This is a genomic window from Rhizobium sp. TRM96647 (assembly GCF_025780115.1).
Taxonomy (GTDB): domain Bacteria; phylum Pseudomonadota; class Alphaproteobacteria; order Rhizobiales; family Rhizobiaceae; genus Mycoplana.
On record NZ_JAOXHF010000003.1, the window covers coordinates 507,239 to 523,173 of the forward strand.

A 15,935-nucleotide genomic window follows, 5' to 3' on the forward strand; every position below is an offset into this window, starting at 1 on the left:
CTTGCGCCGGAGCGCAGTTGACCTTCGCGGTGGCCGCGGCCACCGCCTATCGTTTTGATTTGACTGCATGATCCCGTCGGCGGGAAAATGGGCCGGAGTGCGGCGTCGCCTACTGGATCTTCTTGGCTTCCCTGAACACCGCGCGGGCAAGTTCGTCGCCGTTCTCGTAGAACGTCTTTGCCACCGGCGCGGTCTTCTCCTTCCAGGCGGCCACTTCCTCCGGGGTGAGGTCGACGATCGTCATCTTCGTCGCAAGGACGTCCCGGGTGTGTCTCGTCGCATCGAAGATGCGATCCATCAGCACGGTCTCCAGCTTTGCCGCCTCCTCGCGGAAGATGTCGCGGAGCTCGGTCGGCATGTCGTCGAGGGTCTTTTCGCTCATCAGCGCGAAATGCGTCTCGTACATGTGGTCGGTCGCGATCACGTAGCGGGAGACCTCGAAAAGCCGGCGCTCCTCGACCGAAGGCCAGCCGGTCAGCCCCCCATCGACGATGCCGCGCTGAAGCGCCAGGAACTGCTCGCTGCCGCTGGTGACGACGGGCGCCGCATCGAGAGCCTCGACGAATTCGCTCACCGTCGAGCCGAAGGTCCGGATCTTGAGCCCGCTCATGTCGGCAGGCGTATGCACTTCCTTGTCACGCGTGATCATCGTGATGAAGCCATAGGGGATCCAGAACAGCGCCCGCGATCCCGTCTCGTTGATCCGCTCGTCGAGCATGGCCCGGATCGGCATTCCCGGCAGGACGGACCGGTCGAGCTTTTCGCGCTTGTCGAAGTAGAAGGGGACGGCAAAGACGTTGAGCGCCGGCACCGTACCGGCGAGGATGGAGGCCGAGGCGATCCCGATGTCGATCGTGCCGTTCGCCACGGCCTCGTCCATGTGCTGGTCGCTGACGAGAGAGCCGGAATCGTAGAACTCGAAGGCAAGCCCGCCATTCGTCCGCTTCGACACGTTGGCTGCGAATTCCTTGATGACCCTGGTGAGATAGTGATTGTGCGGGACGCTTGTTGCCACACGCAGCGTGCGCTCGGCGGCATTGCCCGGCGCGACCGCAATGGAAAGAACCGCCGTCAGCAGCACGGCAAACACTTTGAGTCTCATCTATTCCTCCCGTCCCAATTCTCGCATCCCTGGCTGCAGGCACGACCTCCTTCGTGCCTGCCGATGATGCGCAAACGTGTGCACAAACCATGGCGAATTTACCCGGCCAGTCAAGTTCTATTTGTCTTCCGTCAAATTTTCACACGGGGGAATGAGATGGCCGGGCGCCTAGGCGCTGCCTCTTATCATCAGCTTTCCGGGCAGGATGCTTGTGGTCGTCTCGTCGACCGGAACGTGCGCGCCATCGTGAATCAGGCTCACGACCTCGTTGACCATGCGCGTGACCGGCTGGCGGATCGTTGTCAGGCGATAGGACGTCCAGCCGGCCATGGGAATGTCGTCGAACCCGATGATGGAGAGATCGGCGGGGACCGAAAGCCCGCGTTCGCGCGCGGCATCGATCGCCGCCAGCGCCATGATGTCGTTGCAGCAGAAGAGCGCATCGGGACGGTCCTTCCTTGACAGCATCGACTGCACCGCGACGTAGCTGCCGCGGTAGGTGTAGTCGCCTGTCGCCTCCGCAAGGATGGAATGTCCTCCCTCCTGCAGGACTTCGCGGAAGCCCTGCACCCGCTCCCGATGGGTCGAGGTATCCGCAATGCCGCCGATGAGCCCGATGCGACGCCGCCCGCGCGCCATCAGAAAGGTCGCGGCGTCCCGCCCGCCCGCATGGTTGTCGCAGGCGACCGCATTGACACGGACATCGCGCTGGATCCGGTTCAGGAGCACCACCTTGATGCCATGCTGCCGGCAGGCCTGGGCCATGCCGGAGGTCAGCCTCGCCGACGTCACCACGAGCGCGTTGGGGCGGGCCGCAAGGATCTGCGGCGTCAACTGATCCATGTCCGTCTGCGGCGGGATCGCATAGACGAGCAACTGTCGCCCGACCGCCTGAAGCGCCTTGGCAAGCGTATCGAGTACGAGGGGATAGAACGGATTGGCAAGGTCGCCGGCAACGAGCGTGACGGTTCCGGCGGAGATCACCTCGGCGGTTCGGCGCGCCGGGCTCGTATAGCCCAACTGCACGGCAACCTGCAGGATACGCTGCCTCTTGTCCGCATCGATCGACGATCCCGGCGAAAATGCACGCGACACGGCCGAGATCGAAACCCCCGCCTCATGGGCGACCTGCTTGGCTGTCGGCTTCAAACCCGCCTCCGTGAAAATTTTTCAAACGCCGATGAAAACTTGCAATCGTCATCGCTAGCACATTAGCTCTGTCGCCAAAAGGGAGGTATCCGTCATGGCCATTCGATATCTGAAGCAGGGCAAGCCCGCAGCCGAACGCGCGGACGACGACGCGAAAGTGCGGTCGTTCGTCGAGACGACGCTCAGGGACATCGAGACGCGCGGCGATGCCGCGGTGCGCGATCTGTCGGCGAAGTTCGACAACTTCTCGCCCGCGTCCTTCAGGCTGGCCCCGTCGGAGATCGAAGCCGCGATGAACAGGGTCTCCGACCGGGACATGGCCGACATCCGTTTCGCGCAGGCGCAGATCCGCCGGTTCGCCGAGGCCCAGAAGGCCTCGATGACCGATATCGAGGTCGAGACGATGCCGGGCGTCGTCCTCGGCCACCGCAACATCCCGGTGCAGTCCGTGGGCTGCTATGTTCCGGGCGGCAAGTTCCCGATGGTGGCTTCGGCGCATATGTCGGTGCTGACCGCCTCGGTGGCCGGCGTGCCGCGCATCGCCGCTGCCGCACCGGCGCAGAAGGGCATGCCCCACCCGGCGATCGTCGCCGCCATGCATCTTGGCGGTGCCCATGAGATCTACGTGCTCGGCGGCATCCAGGCGATCGGCGCGATGGCGCTCGGGACGGAGACGATCCGCCCGGTCGACATGCTGGTCGGTCCCGGCAACGCCTTCGTCGCCGAAGCCAAACGCCAGCTCTACGGCCGCGTCGGCATCGATCTCTTCGCCGGCCCGACCGAGACGATGGTCATCGCCGACGACACGATCGATGCCGAGATCTGCGCCACCGACCTGCTGGGGCAGGCCGAGCACGGCTACAACTCGCCCGCCGTGCTCGTGACCAATTCCGAGACGCTGGCAACGGCGACGCTTGCGGAGATCGGGCGCATCCTCAAGATCCTGCCGACGGCGGAGACCGCATCGGCCTCCTGGCGCGACTATGGCGAGGTGATCGTCTGCGACAGCTACGAGGAGATGCTGGACGTCGCCAACGAGATCGCCTCCGAGCACGTGCAGGTGATGACGGACCGCGACGACTGGTTCCTGGAACACATGCATTCCTATGGCGCGCTCTTCCTCGGACCGCGCACCAATGTCGCCAACGGCGACAAGGTCATCGGCACCAATCACACGCTGCCGACCAGGAAGGCCGGACGCTATACCGGCGGCCTGTGGGTCGGGAAGTTCCTGAAGACCCATTCCTACCAGAGGGTCACGACGGACGCAGCCGCCGCCGAGATCGGCGCCTATTGCTCGCGGCTCTGCATGCTCGAGGGCTTCGTCGGCCACGCCGAGCAGGCCAATCTCCGCGTCCGCCGCTATGGTGGCCAGACCGTCGCCTATGGCGAAGCCGCCGAATGAACGGCCTCTTCGATCTCACCGGCAAGCGCGCGCTGGTCACCGGCGCCGGCCGCGGCATCGGCCGGGCGATCGCCGAAGGCCTTGCCGAGGCGGGCGCGCAGGTCACGCTCTGCGCCCGGTCGCGCGACGAGATAGAAGCCGCCTGCGCCGAGCTCGCCGCCCGGGGCCTCGGGGCCGCCCCGCTCGTCTGCGATGTCACCGATATCACCGGTTTTCGGGACCGGATCGAGGCGCAGCCGGCCTTCGACGTGTTCGTCAACAATGCCGGGACGAACCGGCCAAAGCCGCTCTCGGAGGTGACGGAGGAAGACTATGACGCCGTCTTCGGGCTGAACACCAAGGCGGCCATCTTCGCGGCGAAAGCGGTGACGGCCGTCATGGCGGCCGGCGCGGTCCGGGGTTCGGTCATCAACATGTCGTCGCAGATGGGGCATGTCGGCGGCGCCAACAGAACGCTTTACTGCGGCTCGAAATGGGCGATCGAGGGCTTCACCAGAGCCCTGGCGGTGGAACTCGGCCCGGTCGGCATCCGGATCAACACCATCTGCCCGACCTTCATCGAAACGCCGATGACCGCACCCTTCCTCGACAATGAGGAGTTTCGCCGGCAGACATTGTCGAAGATCAAGCTCGGCCGCCTGGGGCAGCCGTCCGATCTCGTCGGCGCAGCCGTCTTTCTCGCCTCCGACGCGTCTTCCCTGATGACGGGGGCGTCTCTCCTGATCGATGGCGGGTGGACGGCCGACTGAGCCGCCCGCCGCCACCGAGTCTCATCCGCGCTTCGCCCTGACCATGCGCGTCAGCATGTCGTCGCGCCAGGATCGCCGGTCCTCGAGCGCGCCGGCCGGCAACACCCGGCGTCTTTCGGCGTCGGCGCGCACTACGGCTTCCGGCACCCAGTCCCGGTTGGCCTTGCGCTGTTCAGCAAAGCCGGAATACATCGGCCCGAGACGCTCCGCATAGTCGGCCAGCCCCTTCGGGGCATTGAGATCGATGGTCTCGAAAGGCCCCATGAACGCCCACCGCAGGCCAAGCCCGTCGCGCACCGTGCGATCTATATCGTCGGCTGTCGCATAGCCCTCGGCAAAGAGCGCGAAGGCCTCGTCCAGAAGCGCGCCCTGCAGCCTGTTCAGGATGAAGCCCGGCACTTCGCGCGAGAGGGAGACAGCGGATTGCCCGACCTGCTCCATCAGTTCGCGCGCCCGCGCGGCCACCTCGGGTGCGGTCCAGGGTGTCGGCACGATTTCGACCAGGGGCACGAGATGCGGCGGATTGACCGGGTGCACGACCATCATGCGCGCACGGTTCCTGCAATCCGCATAGAAATCGGAGCCTGGAAAGCCCGAGGTGGAACTGCCGACGAAGGCATGGGCGGGAAGCGCAGCATCGATGGCTCGGCTGACATCGACCTTGACATCGATCCGCTCGAAGGCCGACTCCTGGACGTAGTCGCAGCTTGCGACCGCGTCCTGGAGGCTCGTGGCAAACCGGATGCGCGACAGGAGCGATGCCGGATCATCGCAAAGGCCGCCTGCGGCCAGATCGCCGACCGCCTTCTCGATCTGGGCACCGATGACGGCTTCGGCATTCTCGCGTGCGTCGAAGATCGCGACGTCCATGCCGGCGCGCGCGAAGACGATTGCCCAGCCCTGTCCCACCAGACCGGCACCGACGACGGCAACTGTCCTGATCGCATTCATTCCTGTCTCCTTACTCATTGGCAAACAGCCATGGCTGGCGTGATCGATGGTCCGCCTCGAAGGAAGCGATATGCTCCCGTTCGCGGTTCAGGATCACGTCGATCTCTTCCCAGCCCTCGATGAAGGCCTCCGCCATGGCATCGCTGAGATCGAGGCGACACACTTCCTCGTTGTCGACCGTGAACATGCGCGCAGGCACATCGACCGAGAAGATCGCGCCGCGCTCCGCTTTCGCTGCGAGCTCTGCCGTGCGCCCGGCATCCATGCGGATAAGCAGAAGCCCGTTCTTTGCGGCGTTGCCGGAAAAGATGTCGCCGAAATCCGGCGCGATCACGACGCGGATGCCCCAATCCGTCAGTGCCCATACCGCCTGCTCGCGCGACGAACCGCAGCCGAAGCCGGGACCGGCCACAAGGAATTGCGCCGTTTGCCGGTCCGGCCGGTTGAACGGAAATGCCTCCTGAAGGACACCATCGGCATCGAAGCGACGGTCGTGGAACAGACAGTCGGCCATGCCGTCGCGGTCGATCTTCAGGAGAAACCGCGCCGGAAAGATGATATCCGTGTCGACGTTCGGATCGGGCAGCGAGATCGCCTGGGAAGCGATGCGGACCAGCGGTTCACTCACGACATTGCCTCCAGCTTGCGGATGTCGGTCAGCGTCCCGGTTATGGCCGCGGCCGCCGCCATCGCCGGCGAGAGAAGATGCGTGCGCCCGCCCCTTCCCTGCCTGCCTTCGAAATTGCGGTTGGAGGTCGAGGCGCAGCGCTGGCCGGGCTTCAGCCGGTCTTCGTTCATCGCCACGCACATCGAACAGCCCGCTTCGCGCCATTCGAAGCCGGCTTCGATGAAGATGCGATCCAGCCCCTTCTCTTCCGCGGCTCTTTTCACAAGGCCCGATCCGGGCACGACCAGCGCCTGGACATGGGGCGCAACCCTGCGTCCCCTCACCACGTCGGCCGCCGCCTCGAGGTCCACCAGCCGCCCGTTGGTGCAGGACCCGATGAACACAATGTCGACCGGCGTCCCCTCGATCGGCTTTCCCGGCTCCAGGTCCATATAGGCGAGCGCCCGCTGCAGTCGGCCCCGGCGCTGCTCGTCCACGACCGCTGCCGGATCGGGCACCGGCTGGTCGATCGCGATCGTGTCTTCAGGTGATGTACCCCAGGTGACATGCGGCGCAATCTCGCCGGCGTCGAGCGTGACTTCCCGGTCGAAGGCAGCGTTCTCGTCACTGGGCAGGCTGCGCCAACAGGACACCGCCTGCTCCCAGAGATCGCCCTGCGGCACCATGGGGCGGCCCTTGAGCCAGTCGAAGGTGACGTCGTCGGGCGCCACCAGCGCCACGCGCGCGCCTGCCTCGATCGCCATGTTGCAGAGCGTCATGCGCGCTTCCATCGAGAAACCGCGCACGACCGACCCCATGTACTCGATGGCATGACCGGCAGCGCCGTTGACACCCACCCGGGCGATGAAGGCCAGCGCGACGTCCTTCGCCCCGACGCCGGGAGGCAGCGCGCCTTCGATCCGCACCGCCATGGTGCGCGCCTTGCGCTGCACCAGCGCCTGCGCGGCCATGACGATCCCGCATTCGGAAGCGCCGACGCCGAAGGCGAGCGTGCCGAACGCCCCATGCGTCGAGGTATGGCTGTCGCCACATGCGAGCGTCATGCCCGGCAGCGTGAAACCCTGCTCCGGGCCCATCACGTGCACGATGCCCTGCCGGATATCGTCCAGCGGAATGAAGGGAATGCCGTACCGCTCGACATTCTCGACCAGCCGCGCCGCCTGCGCCCTCGCCTGCGGATCGGCGATCGGGCGGTCGCGATGACGCGTCGGCACCGAATGGTCGGGAACCGCCAGATTGGCGGCCGGCCGATGGACGCCGCAGCCGCGCTTGTCGAGCGCGACGAAGGATTGCGGCGTCGATACCTCATGCAGCAGGTGGCGATCGACATAGAGCAGCGCGGTGTCGTCCGATATCGGACGGACGACATGGCTGTCCCACAGTTTCTCATAGAGGGTGCGTGGCGTGTTCATCGCGAGGCATCCGATCCTAGACGGCTTCCGCCCATTCCTTCTCGAACGACCAGATGTCCTCGAAACCGAGGAGCGTGTTCATCTCGGCGAAGGAATAGAGATCGATGTCGCTGCTCGTGATGCCCTTGGCGAGCAGGTCGCCATAGGCCTTTTCCAGCGCACGCGTGATGGCCAGGAACCCGACTGCGGGATGGATGGCGATGGCGTATCCCATCGCTTTCAGCCGATCGGCCGACAGAAGCGGCGTGCGCCCGCCATTGACCATGTTGGCGAACATCGGCGCCTTGATGGCGTTGGCGGCGTCGATCATTTCCTGTTCGCTTTCCGGCGATTCGACGAAGACGACATCCGCTCCGGCCTCGGCATAGGCCTGGCCACGCCGGATCGCCTCCTCGATGCCGAGCGAGGTGCGGCTGTCGGTCCGCGCGATGATCAGGAAATCGTCGGACTTCCGCGCCTTGGCCGCGACCTCGATCTTGCGCTGCATGTCGGCGGTCGGGATGACCCGCCGGAAGGGCGTATGGCCGCACTTCTTGGGAAATTCCTGGTCCTCGATCTGGATCGCGGTGACGCCGGCGGCCTCATATCCCTCCACCGTCGTGCGGACGTTCAAAAGCCCGCCATAGCCCGTGTCCGCATCGGCGATGATCGGCTTTTCAGTGCGCTTGCAGATCTGCGCGATCCGCTCGAGCATGTCGCGATAGGTGGCGATGCCGGCATCCGGCACGCCGAGATAGGATGCGACCGTGCCGTAGCCCGTCACATAGAGCGCCCTGAAGTCCATCGAATTGGCCATCAGCGCGGAAATGAGGTCGAACACGCCGGGAGCGACAACGAATTCGCCGGTTGCGATCGCCTGTTTGAGCCGTGGGTCGGACATGGACTTCTCCTTCAGAAATGGGAATTGAAACGTGGGGCTAGGCATCCCGACCGGCGAGTTCCTCGCCCGGCAGCAGGGAGGAAGACCGATCCTGCCGGCGCTTCCATGAGCCGTAGAGGGCCGCGCCGACGGAGATGATGATCAGGGCCAGTATGGCAATCGAGATCGGACGCTCGATCAGGGGCCAAAGGCTTCCGCCGCCAAGCTGCCAGGTGCGGACGAGGTTGCCCTCCATCATCAGGCCAAGCAGAAGGCCGATCACCATGGCGACGACGGAATAGCCGTAGCGTTTCATCAAGACGCCCAGGATCGAAAAGACCAGAAGCGTCACCGGGCCGCTGATACTGGTCGTCAGCGCATAGGAACCGAGCGCCGTGCAGATGACGATCGGCGGCAGAAGATAGGCCAATGGCACGCGAACGATGTAGACGACGAAGCGGATGAAGACGACACCGATCAAGGCGAGGATGATGGCCTGGATCAGGTTGCCCGCAATAATGGCATACACGACGTCCTTCTGGTCGGATATGAAGCGTGGCCCTCCGGTGACGTTGTGCATCGAAAACGCGCTGAGCATGATGGCGGTCGCAGCGCTCGAAGGGATGCCGAGCGCCAGAAGCCCGACCATCGAGCCACCCTCCGAGGAGGAATTGGCGGATTCGGCAGCGACCACGCCGTCAGGGTTGCCCTTGCCGAAGCTATCAGGATTTTTCGAGAACCGCTTCGTCACACTGTAGGATACGAGATTGGCGATCGAGGATCCGAGGCCCGGGATGACGCCCAGCCCCGCGCCAAGCGCGGAACCGCGCAGCAGGGTCCCCGAATTGCCGCCGATGGAGAAGAAGCCGCTGATGATCTCGCGGGTGCTGACCCGACGGCTTTCCTGGTCCTTGACGAGATAGTCGCTCTTGACGAGAAGGAAGAGTTCGGACGCCGCGAAAAGGCCGATCATGGCCGCATTCGTGTCGACGCCGTCCAGGAGATAGAGCGAGCCGAACGTGCCGCGCTCCGTCCCCGCCGAACTCATGCCGATGAGTGCGAGGAGGACGCCAAGCGCGCCAGCCGCGATCGCCCGCCAGAAGCGCCCGTCCGTCATCAGCCCGATCAGCAGCAGGCCGATGACTGCGACGAGAAACAGTTCGGCGGGGCCGAGCTTCAGGACGACATGCGATAGCGGCTCGAGAATGACGAGCAGCATAAGGTAGCCGAATGCCGTGCCGACGGTGGAGGCACTGAGCGCAAGCCCGAGCGCCCGGTTGTGTTGCCCCTTCTTCGCCATCGGATAGCCGTCAAAGCACGTCGCGATGGCCGCAGACGTCCCGGGGACGTTCATCAGGATTGCGGGTATCGAACCGCCGAATCCGCCGCCGGTGAAGATCGCCGTCAGGAAGAGAATGGACTCCAGGAAGTCCATATACAGCGTCATCGGCAGGAAAATCGCCATCGCGATCGGAACGGAGAGGCCCGGAATGGCTCCGAAAACGAGGCCGATGAAGATCCCGAGCGGAACGACGACCCATGCCATGGGCATGGAGAACAAGGAGGCGAAGGCATCCAGAATGGCTTGGAAATCGAACATCCCACTACTCCAGGATCAGGGAATGAACCGGTATCCCCATCGGGTGCTGCAGGATCCAGACAGGACCGAAACCGACAAGGAGGGAATAGAGAACGATGACGAGCAGGTTGCGCTTGCCCATCAGCACCATCGTTGCGGCACAGAACAGAACCCCTGCAATGTCGTAGCCGATCGTCTCAAGGCTGAGGACATAGAGCGCGAGCGCGAGACAGCCGATCGGAACGCCGAACCGCTGGCGCAACGAACCGTCGCCTTCATCTTCGGGACCATCGGCATCCCGCTCCGGATGCAGGACAAGTCCCGCCGCAATCGCGACGATGAGGCACAGGGCCAGCAGTGCCGTCGGCGCGATCAGCAGCATGTTGATCGTCGTCGGGCTGGCGACCCAGGCATTGTGGGTGAACCAGATGACGAATGCGGCGAAGATCAGGAGCAGGCCGAAATGGCCCGCTCTATTGATGGTGATGTTCATGACTCCGATCCTGTCGCTACGTCAGAGCTGCGGAAGGTACTGCTCGAAGATCTCGTAGCTCTTCTTCAGCGAGGCCGCCGTTGCTTCCGGCCCCATCCAGTCGCCGCCGATCTCGCCCTTGGCGACGAAATCGCGGAAATCCTGTCGCTCGAGCATGCGCCGGTAGGCGGCCACGAGTTGCTCGTAGACGTCCGGGTGGCTCTCGACGAATGTCTTCTGGACCGTGAGGCAACGAAGGTCGGCCGCCAGCACCGGCACCTCGACATTGAACGGTTTCAGCGCCTCGTTGATCGTCGGGGCCGGCCAACGGGCATCGTCACGCTCGTCGCGATAGACGGCAAGGGGACGAACCTGATCGGCGATGACGTTGCTGCCGAGGGCGGAGATGAAGGTCATCGTTGCCTGGTCGCCCGCGATCGCCGTGCGCATCGGCCCGCCGCCGTCATAGGTGATCCAGTTGACGTTTTCCTTCGGGATGCCGAGCCGGTCCAGCATGATGACCGCCGAAAGATGGCCGCCGTCGCCCGGGATGACCGCACAGCTGACCTTGCCCGGGTTTTCGCGGATGTCCTTGAGCAGGCTCTCCATCGTCTCGTAGGGCTGCGCCTTGTTGACCAGGACGACGTAGTAGTCCTGCCACTGGCCATTGATGTGGTGGAAGTCGTCCCATTTCAGGTTGCCCTGGCCGCGCAACACCGCGGAGATCAGATAGGGATTGATCGGCGCCACCATGGCGACCGAGCCATCGTCCTTCTGCCGGGAGAACCAGGTGAAACCGAGCGTGCCGGACCCGCCGGAGCGATTGACCACCGTCACCGGCGTCTCGCCGAGCTCGGACGGCAGGAACTGGGCGATGGCCCGGGCGAGCCGGTCGGCGGAACCGCCTGCATCGAAGGGCACGAGCAGGGTCAATTTGCTGTGGGGATAGGCTGCCGACGCATGGACCGGCAACGCACCCAGCCCGGCGACGATCGGCGTCGCGCCTGCGACCTTCAGGAATGTACGGCGACTGAATTGCATGTGTTCCTCCCTTCACGCAACTGCTGTCATCGGCGACGCTCCCACATCGCCGAATTGAAAAGAGCAGGATTGTATGCATTGCGTCAACCATCTAACATCTCGTTGAAAAATTTTCATTGAAACGATCGAAGCCGATTACGGGGGAAAAGTGAGCAAAAATAACGACAAGGCATCATCCTCCAGAACAGGAATCAGCTTGACTGCCATGCAGCGCGCCTATGACCATGTACGGGATTGCATACTATCAGGCCGTTTTTCTCCCAGTGAACGCCTTGGCGAAGTCACCATCGCAACCGAGCTTGGCGTAAGCCGGACGCCGGTCCGGGAGGCACTGCGCAATCTTGCGGCCGACGGCTTCATCGAGCTGCGCCCTCATGTCGGCGCGATCGTCAGGCCCTGGAATTTCGAGGAGCTGTATTCCAGTTTCGTCATCCGCGCCGACATCGAAGCCCAGGCGGCGGCCCATGCGGCAAGGCGCATCACGAAAGAGGAGATCGAGGAGCTTGCCGCCCTTTGCGACCTGATGGAGCGTGAAAGCGATCATGACGAAAGCCCCGCGCCGCAGTCCAGGAGCACCCTCAACCGCCAGCTTCATCTCCGCATCCTGCAGATCTCCGGCCTCCCCCATGCGGAGCGAACCGCGACGCAACTGATGGACCTGGCCGTGCTGACGATGACCTTCAACCAGTTCGACGAAGAGGAGGTCCATCGCAGCAACAGCGATCACCGGATCCTGCTGCACGCCTTCCGGCTGAAGGACGATCTTCTGGCGCATTCCGTCATGCGCACCCACATCCTCACCGCCGCAGCGATCCTTCGGGCAGGCGAGGAAACGCCGCAGTGATCTCTGCCACCGCAACAATGAAGGCCGCCCTGGCGGCCGCCTTGCCAGCTATGTAGACGATATCACCTGCCTCGGTGAGAGCATCAGCTATGCACCGGGGAGCGTCATCCCTCTCCGTTGACAAGGGCGCGCATGCGCAGGACGGCCGCATCGGGGGCTGACAGGACCGGTACGTCGACGACCGCCCGAACGGCCTCGGCCGCCCGCGATGTCGAAAAGTGCGCCAGCATGATGGCGTCATGCCTTGCGAGTTCCGGCGCGCGGGCGGCGACGAGGCGGTTGTGCGCCGCCGCATCGCCCTTGCGCAGCAGATCGATGGCGTCGGCGACGACGATCGTGTCGAGCGTCGCGGCAGCGCCGGTGTCCGAGGCGAACTGGCCGAACTCTTCCGTCATCGTCGAGATGGCAGGAGCGAAGGTCGCCAGCATGCCGATGCGGCCGCCGGCTGCGATCGCATCGCGGAACATGGCCTCGTTCGGCTTCAGCACCGGAACGGGCAGTTCGTCGGCCATTTTCTCGATCGCCGGACCGAAGGCCGAGCAGGTCACCAGGATGCCGTCGGCGCCGATCCGGTGCGCGTAGCGGCCGAAATCGACGAAGCGCCCGGTGAGTTCGTCGGAGAGTTCCGCCCCCTCCTTCGCCCGGTCGATGGTCAACCCGTCGTCGAGCAGGTTGACGGCTTCGGCCTCGGGCCACAGCCGCGCCATGGACGATATCACCGGCTCCATCGCGACCGGTGTCGCATGATAGAGGACGATCCGCGGCCTGGATTTCATGATTCTGCCCCCTGTACGCCCGACGCCTCCCGCGCCAGCTCGATGTCGGCACGCATCGCCGCATGCGCGAGCATCCGCAAACCGCTGGCTAGCGCCAGTTCCGGCGTCTCGCCCTGCGGCGTCTTCATCTCGACGGTGATGATCGGCATCGTTGTCGGCAGCGCCCGCGCGCCGTAGCCGTTGCGGACGAGCGCCTTGAGAAAGCGCACGACGTCGGCAAGGACGACGGCGCCGCCCGCCGCGCCGAAGCGGCAATGTGAATCGCCGAAGGTCGCGGGAACGGCGCGGTCGAGACCGCAATTGGCGACATGGGCGTGGATCAGAAGCTCGCCTGCGACCGCGACCGCCTCCTCGATATCCTCGCCGAGCTGGACGACGTGGCTGAGGTCGACGGTCATGCCGACATTGGCGTGGCGCTTGCGCACCTCCCGCAGCAGTGCTGCCGCCTCGGCAGTCGGGCCCAGCAGCCGCTTCTGGTCGAGCTCGCGGTCGAAATGCTCCACCGTGATCCACATCGGGCGGTCCGGCCGGACCGCCCTGGCATGGGCGCAGAGTGCCTCGACCGCCGCGCCGAAATGGCCGATCGCCTCGGCCCTCCGCTCCGGCCCCGGATCGGCTCCGGAGCACAGGAGCATCATCGTCGCGCCATAGAAGCTGGCAGTCTCCACCAGCGCCTTCAGCGCGTCCAGCGCCTTTGCCCGCGCCTCCGCCGTCGCCGCGCCCGGGTCTATCGCCTGCCGGCGCATGAAGCCGCCGACGACGTAGACGACGTCGCAGCCCGACCAGGAGAGGTGGTCGCGCAGGCGGGCCGCCTCCTCCCCGTCCAGTTGCCAGGCGCCCTCGACGCACTGGACCGCGGGATCGAGCAGGAAGCGTTCCGTCGTCGCCAACTGGTCGTGGTCATGGCCGGCATAGGCCGCGCCATGAACGACGCCCGCTCCGAAGGCATGGGGGCCGATGCGCAGCATCGCTCAGTGCGCCCTGACGCTCTTGGCCGCGGCGATGATCGACAGCTCCATGTTGGTGGAGCCGGCGATGCCCTTGCCGGCGATGTCGAAGGCGGTGCCATGCGAGACCGTGAAGACCGGGATCGGCAGGCCGCCGATGAAGTTCACCAGATGGCCGAACTCGAGGATCTTGATGCCCGAATTGCCGTGGTCGTGATACATCGACAGCACGATGTCGAGGCCGAGCTTGTCGATGTCGACGAACACCGTGTCGGCCGGGATCGGGCCGATGACGCGGAGGCCCTCCGCGCGGGCGTCGTCGCAGGCCGGGCCGATGTCGGTCATCTCCTCGGTGCCCATCAGCCCGTGCTCGCCATTGTGCGGATTGAGGCCGGAGACACCGATGACGGGGTCGTTCAAGCCGACCATCGCCAGGCTGTCCTTCAGCACCTTGATCTGGCCGAACACCCGCTCGCGGGTGCAGATGTCGGCCACCTGGCGCAACGGAACGTGGTTGGTGACGCGCGCGAGGTTGTACTTGCGGCCCATCAGGATCTGAATGGAGCGCTTGGCACCGGTATAGTGACGGGCGATCTCCTCGAAGCCGGTATGCTCGTGGCCGCCATTCTTCATGGCGCGCTTGTTGTTCGGCGAAACGACCACCGAGTGAACCGTTCCCGCCATGCCGAGCTCGATGGCCTTGGCGATGCTGAAGCCGCTGTAGCGACCGGCTTCGGCCGAGACCTCGCCGCGCGGGCACTGCGAGAGATCGAGCCTATCGAAGGGCAGGATCTCGACGGTACCGGCGTCGCCGGTGGCGTCCGAGGCCTTTTCGAGCAGGCGGATCTTCAGCGGCGCGCCGGCAAGCGCCAGGTCACGCTCGAACACTTCCGGGCTGCCGACGACGATCGGTGCCGCGACATCGCGCACCTCCGCCTTCGTCATCGCCTTCAGCGTGATCTCGGGGCCGATGCCCGACGGATCGCCGTTGGAGATCGCGACGATGGGTTTACCGGACTGGGTATACATGGGAACCTCTTTGATTGGCTTGCAACTTGGGGATTTGTGTTCAGTCGTCGTCCCAGTCCATCTGCAGCCTTGCCACCTGCTCCGGCATGGTGCGCAACAGACGGTTTCGGCCGGCGAGACTGTGATCGCGCAGCACCTGCGCGATCCGTGAAGGATTGCCGTTTCTGAGTACGTCCAGGATCAGCCCGTGCTCGGCCGACGAGGCCCGCACGTTGCCGTCGAGGATGAGCGCGCGCTTGCGCCAGATGTGAAGCTCGCGATCGAGGCCTTCATAGATGTCGGCCAGATGGTTGTTCTTGGTGAACGCCATGATGCGGGAATGGAAGCGCCGGTTCAGCGTATAGAAAAGATCCGCCTCCCCCGCCGCGACCGCCGCCTCCATCTCCTCGTGCAGCGCGGCAAGTTCGGCAAGTTGGTCGCCGGTGATCCGCCGCGCGAGAATCCGGCCTGCATGGGCGAACAGCGCCGCCCGGACGTCGTAGATCTCCAGCACGTCGCGAAGATCGAGGACGCGGACGAAGAAGCCGCGGTTGACCTTGAACTCGACCAGCCCTGCCTCTTCCAGCCGACGGCAGGCCTCGCGGATCGGCCCGCGGCTGATGCCCCGCTGGTCGGCGAACGACTTCTCGTTGATGCGGTCGCCCGGAGCCAGCGCGCCTTCGATGATCATCGTCTCGAGCTCGCGATAGATGCCGGTCGCGATCGACTGCGCCGCACCGGATTCCGGCGTGGAATAGAGTTCGGTTGTCGTCATGAACGGGCCTCCTGAGGCTTGAACATAGCTCGGCGCCTAAAAGTGTCAACAATTTTTCAAAAGTGTCGGCAATTTTTGCTTTCTCCGACCTCCACCCTGATGGTGGAGCTTTCGCCCGATAAATTCTTCTCGAAATTTTATCGTTAAATAACAAATATATGACATACTTACGCCGCTGTCAGAACGAAGTCATCCTTGAATAAATGGGAATATTATTGTTGACAATTGCGACGCAAGG

The 15,935-nt window shown here is 64.4% G+C and carries 16 protein-coding genes; 3 read left to right on the top strand and 13 right to left on the bottom strand.

The genetic code is table 11. The features are described 5' to 3' along the window. Window positions 1–109 precede the first annotated feature (109 nt). Together OCK02_RS08190 and OCK02_RS08195 are read right to left on the bottom strand one after the other, a co-directional pair. On the bottom strand, window positions 110–1,102 hold the full coding sequence (locus OCK02_RS08190) for a TRAP transporter substrate-binding protein (RefSeq protein WP_263812603.1): 993 nt from the start codon (window positions 1,100–1,102) through the stop codon (window positions 110–112). Between the two features lie 168 nt (window positions 1,103–1,270). Continuing rightward, window positions 1,271–2,251, bottom strand: a complete 981-nt coding sequence (locus OCK02_RS08195) for a substrate-binding domain-containing protein (protein ID WP_263812604.1) — start codon at window positions 2,249–2,251, stop codon at window positions 1,271–1,273. A 94-nt stretch (window positions 2,252–2,345) separates the two neighbouring features. Here OCK02_RS08195 and hisD point away from each other — a divergent pair, with 94 nt between their 5' ends. Together hisD and OCK02_RS08205 are read left to right on the top strand one after the other, a co-directional pair. Beyond that, window positions 2,346–3,656: a histidinol dehydrogenase gene (gene hisD, locus OCK02_RS08200; RefSeq protein WP_263812605.1), complete on the top strand. Its 1,311-nt coding sequence runs from the start codon at window positions 2,346–2,348 to the stop codon at window positions 3,654–3,656. Then, complete coding sequence (locus tag OCK02_RS08205; protein ID WP_263812606.1) at window positions 3,653–4,405, top strand: SDR family NAD(P)-dependent oxidoreductase; 753 nt, start codon at window positions 3,653–3,655, stop codon at window positions 4,403–4,405. The genes hisD and OCK02_RS08205 overlap by 4 nt, the downstream gene beginning before the upstream one ends. A gap of 21 nt (window positions 4,406–4,426) precedes the next feature. Here OCK02_RS08205 and OCK02_RS08210 read toward each other — a convergent pair whose 3' ends face one another. Genes OCK02_RS08210 through OCK02_RS08240 form a run of 7 tightly spaced genes read right to left on the bottom strand, consistent with a single transcriptional unit; the run spans window position 4,427 to window position 11,347 of the window. Then, on the bottom strand, window positions 4,427–5,356 hold the full coding sequence (locus tag OCK02_RS08210; RefSeq protein WP_263812607.1) for a 3-hydroxyacyl-CoA dehydrogenase: 930 nt from the start codon (window positions 5,354–5,356) through the stop codon (window positions 4,427–4,429). Window positions 5,357–5,366: 10 nt separating this feature from the next. Then, window positions 5,367–5,984: a 3-isopropylmalate dehydratase small subunit gene (gene leuD / locus OCK02_RS08215; RefSeq protein ID WP_263812608.1), complete on the bottom strand. Its 618-nt coding sequence runs from the start codon at window positions 5,982–5,984 to the stop codon at window positions 5,367–5,369. Beyond that, window positions 5,981–7,396 carry a 3-isopropylmalate dehydratase large subunit gene (gene leuC / locus OCK02_RS08220; RefSeq protein ID WP_263812609.1) on the bottom strand — a complete coding sequence of 472 codons (1,416 nt, stop codon included), beginning with the start codon at window positions 7,394–7,396 and terminating at the stop codon, window positions 5,981–5,983. The genes leuD and leuC overlap by 4 nt, the downstream gene beginning before the upstream one ends. 16 nt (window positions 7,397–7,412) lie before the next feature. Further along, complete coding sequence (locus tag OCK02_RS08225; RefSeq protein WP_263812610.1) at window positions 7,413–8,276, bottom strand: isocitrate lyase/PEP mutase family protein; 864 nt, start codon at window positions 8,274–8,276, stop codon at window positions 7,413–7,415. Between the two features lie 37 nt (window positions 8,277–8,313). Beyond that, the gene (locus OCK02_RS08230) at window positions 8,314–9,855 is read right to left on the bottom strand and encodes a tripartite tricarboxylate transporter permease (protein ID WP_263812611.1); all 1,542 of its coding nucleotides are present in this window, start codon (window positions 9,853–9,855) and stop codon (window positions 8,314–8,316) included. Between the two features lie 4 nt (window positions 9,856–9,859). Further along, window positions 9,860–10,327 carry a tripartite tricarboxylate transporter TctB family protein gene (locus OCK02_RS08235; RefSeq protein ID WP_263812612.1) on the bottom strand — a complete coding sequence of 156 codons (468 nt, stop codon included), beginning with the start codon at window positions 10,325–10,327 and terminating at the stop codon, window positions 9,860–9,862. Between the two features lie 21 nt (window positions 10,328–10,348). Then, complete coding sequence (locus tag OCK02_RS08240) at window positions 10,349–11,347, bottom strand: Bug family tripartite tricarboxylate transporter substrate binding protein (protein WP_263812613.1); 999 nt, start codon at window positions 11,345–11,347, stop codon at window positions 10,349–10,351. A 205-nt stretch (window positions 11,348–11,552) separates the two neighbouring features. Between OCK02_RS08240 and OCK02_RS26130 the strand changes: the two genes are divergently transcribed. After that, window positions 11,553–12,191: a GntR family transcriptional regulator gene (locus tag OCK02_RS26130; RefSeq protein WP_318530118.1), complete on the top strand. Its 639-nt coding sequence runs from the start codon at window positions 11,553–11,555 to the stop codon at window positions 12,189–12,191. Window positions 12,192–12,295: 104 nt separating this feature from the next. On the opposite strand, the gene OCK02_RS08255 is transcribed toward OCK02_RS26130, so the two are convergent. Genes OCK02_RS08255 through OCK02_RS08270 form a run of 4 tightly spaced genes read right to left on the bottom strand, consistent with a single transcriptional unit; the run spans window position 12,296 to window position 15,697 of the window. After that, the gene (locus tag OCK02_RS08255; RefSeq protein WP_263812614.1) at window positions 12,296–12,967 is read right to left on the bottom strand and encodes an aspartate/glutamate racemase family protein; all 672 of its coding nucleotides are present in this window, start codon (window positions 12,965–12,967) and stop codon (window positions 12,296–12,298) included. Continuing rightward, on the bottom strand, window positions 12,964–13,935 hold the full coding sequence (locus tag OCK02_RS08260; RefSeq protein WP_263812615.1) for a sugar phosphate isomerase/epimerase family protein: 972 nt from the start codon (window positions 13,933–13,935) through the stop codon (window positions 12,964–12,966). Before OCK02_RS08260 ends, OCK02_RS08255 begins: the two co-directional genes overlap by 4 nt. Before the next feature lie 3 nt (window positions 13,936–13,938). Further along, complete coding sequence (locus OCK02_RS08265; RefSeq protein ID WP_230806590.1) at window positions 13,939–14,943, bottom strand: PdxA family protein; 1,005 nt, start codon at window positions 14,941–14,943, stop codon at window positions 13,939–13,941. Between the two features lie 40 nt (window positions 14,944–14,983). Beyond that, on the bottom strand, window positions 14,984–15,697 hold the full coding sequence (locus OCK02_RS08270) for an FCD domain-containing protein (protein ID WP_263812616.1): 714 nt from the start codon (window positions 15,695–15,697) through the stop codon (window positions 14,984–14,986). Window positions 15,698–15,935: the final 238 nt, after the last annotated feature.

Excerpts from the sequence above, each read along its gene's own strand:
- OCK02_RS08190 (WP_263812603.1), bottom strand. The coding sequence starts at position 1,102 with ATGAGACTCAAAGTGTTTGCCGTGCTGCTGACGGCGGTTCTTTCCATT.
- hisD (WP_263812605.1), top strand. The coding sequence starts at position 2,346 with ATGGCCATTCGATATCTGAAGCAGGGCAAGCCCGCAGCCGAACGCGCG.
- OCK02_RS08205 (WP_263812606.1), top strand. The coding sequence starts at position 3,653 with ATGAACGGCCTCTTCGATCTCACCGGCAAGCGCGCGCTGGTCACCGGC.
- OCK02_RS08210 (WP_263812607.1), bottom strand. The coding sequence starts at position 5,356 with ATGAATGCGATCAGGACAGTTGCCGTCGTCGGTGCCGGTCTGGTGGGA.
- leuC (WP_263812609.1), bottom strand. The coding sequence starts at position 7,396 with ATGAACACGCCACGCACCCTCTATGAGAAACTGTGGGACAGCCATGTC.
- OCK02_RS08225 (WP_263812610.1), bottom strand. The coding sequence starts at position 8,276 with ATGTCCGACCCACGGCTCAAACAGGCGATCGCAACCGGCGAATTCGTT.
- OCK02_RS08230 (WP_263812611.1), bottom strand. The coding sequence starts at position 9,855 with ATGTTCGATTTCCAAGCCATTCTGGATGCCTTCGCCTCCTTGTTCTCC.
- OCK02_RS08235 (WP_263812612.1), bottom strand. The coding sequence starts at position 10,327 with ATGAACATCACCATCAATAGAGCGGGCCATTTCGGCCTGCTCCTGATC.
- OCK02_RS08240 (WP_263812613.1), bottom strand. The coding sequence starts at position 11,347 with ATGCAATTCAGTCGCCGTACATTCCTGAAGGTCGCAGGCGCGACGCCG.
- OCK02_RS26130 (WP_318530118.1), top strand. The coding sequence starts at position 11,553 with ATGCAGCGCGCCTATGACCATGTACGGGATTGCATACTATCAGGCCGT.
- OCK02_RS08255 (WP_263812614.1), bottom strand. The coding sequence starts at position 12,967 with ATGAAATCCAGGCCGCGGATCGTCCTCTATCATGCGACACCGGTCGCG.
- OCK02_RS08260 (WP_263812615.1), bottom strand. The coding sequence starts at position 13,935 with ATGCTGCGCATCGGCCCCCATGCCTTCGGAGCGGGCGTCGTTCATGGC.
- OCK02_RS08265 (WP_230806590.1), bottom strand. The coding sequence starts at position 14,943 with ATGTATACCCAGTCCGGTAAACCCATCGTCGCGATCTCCAACGGCGAT.
- OCK02_RS08270 (WP_263812616.1), bottom strand. The coding sequence starts at position 15,697 with ATGACGACAACCGAACTCTATTCCACGCCGGAATCCGGTGCGGCGCAG.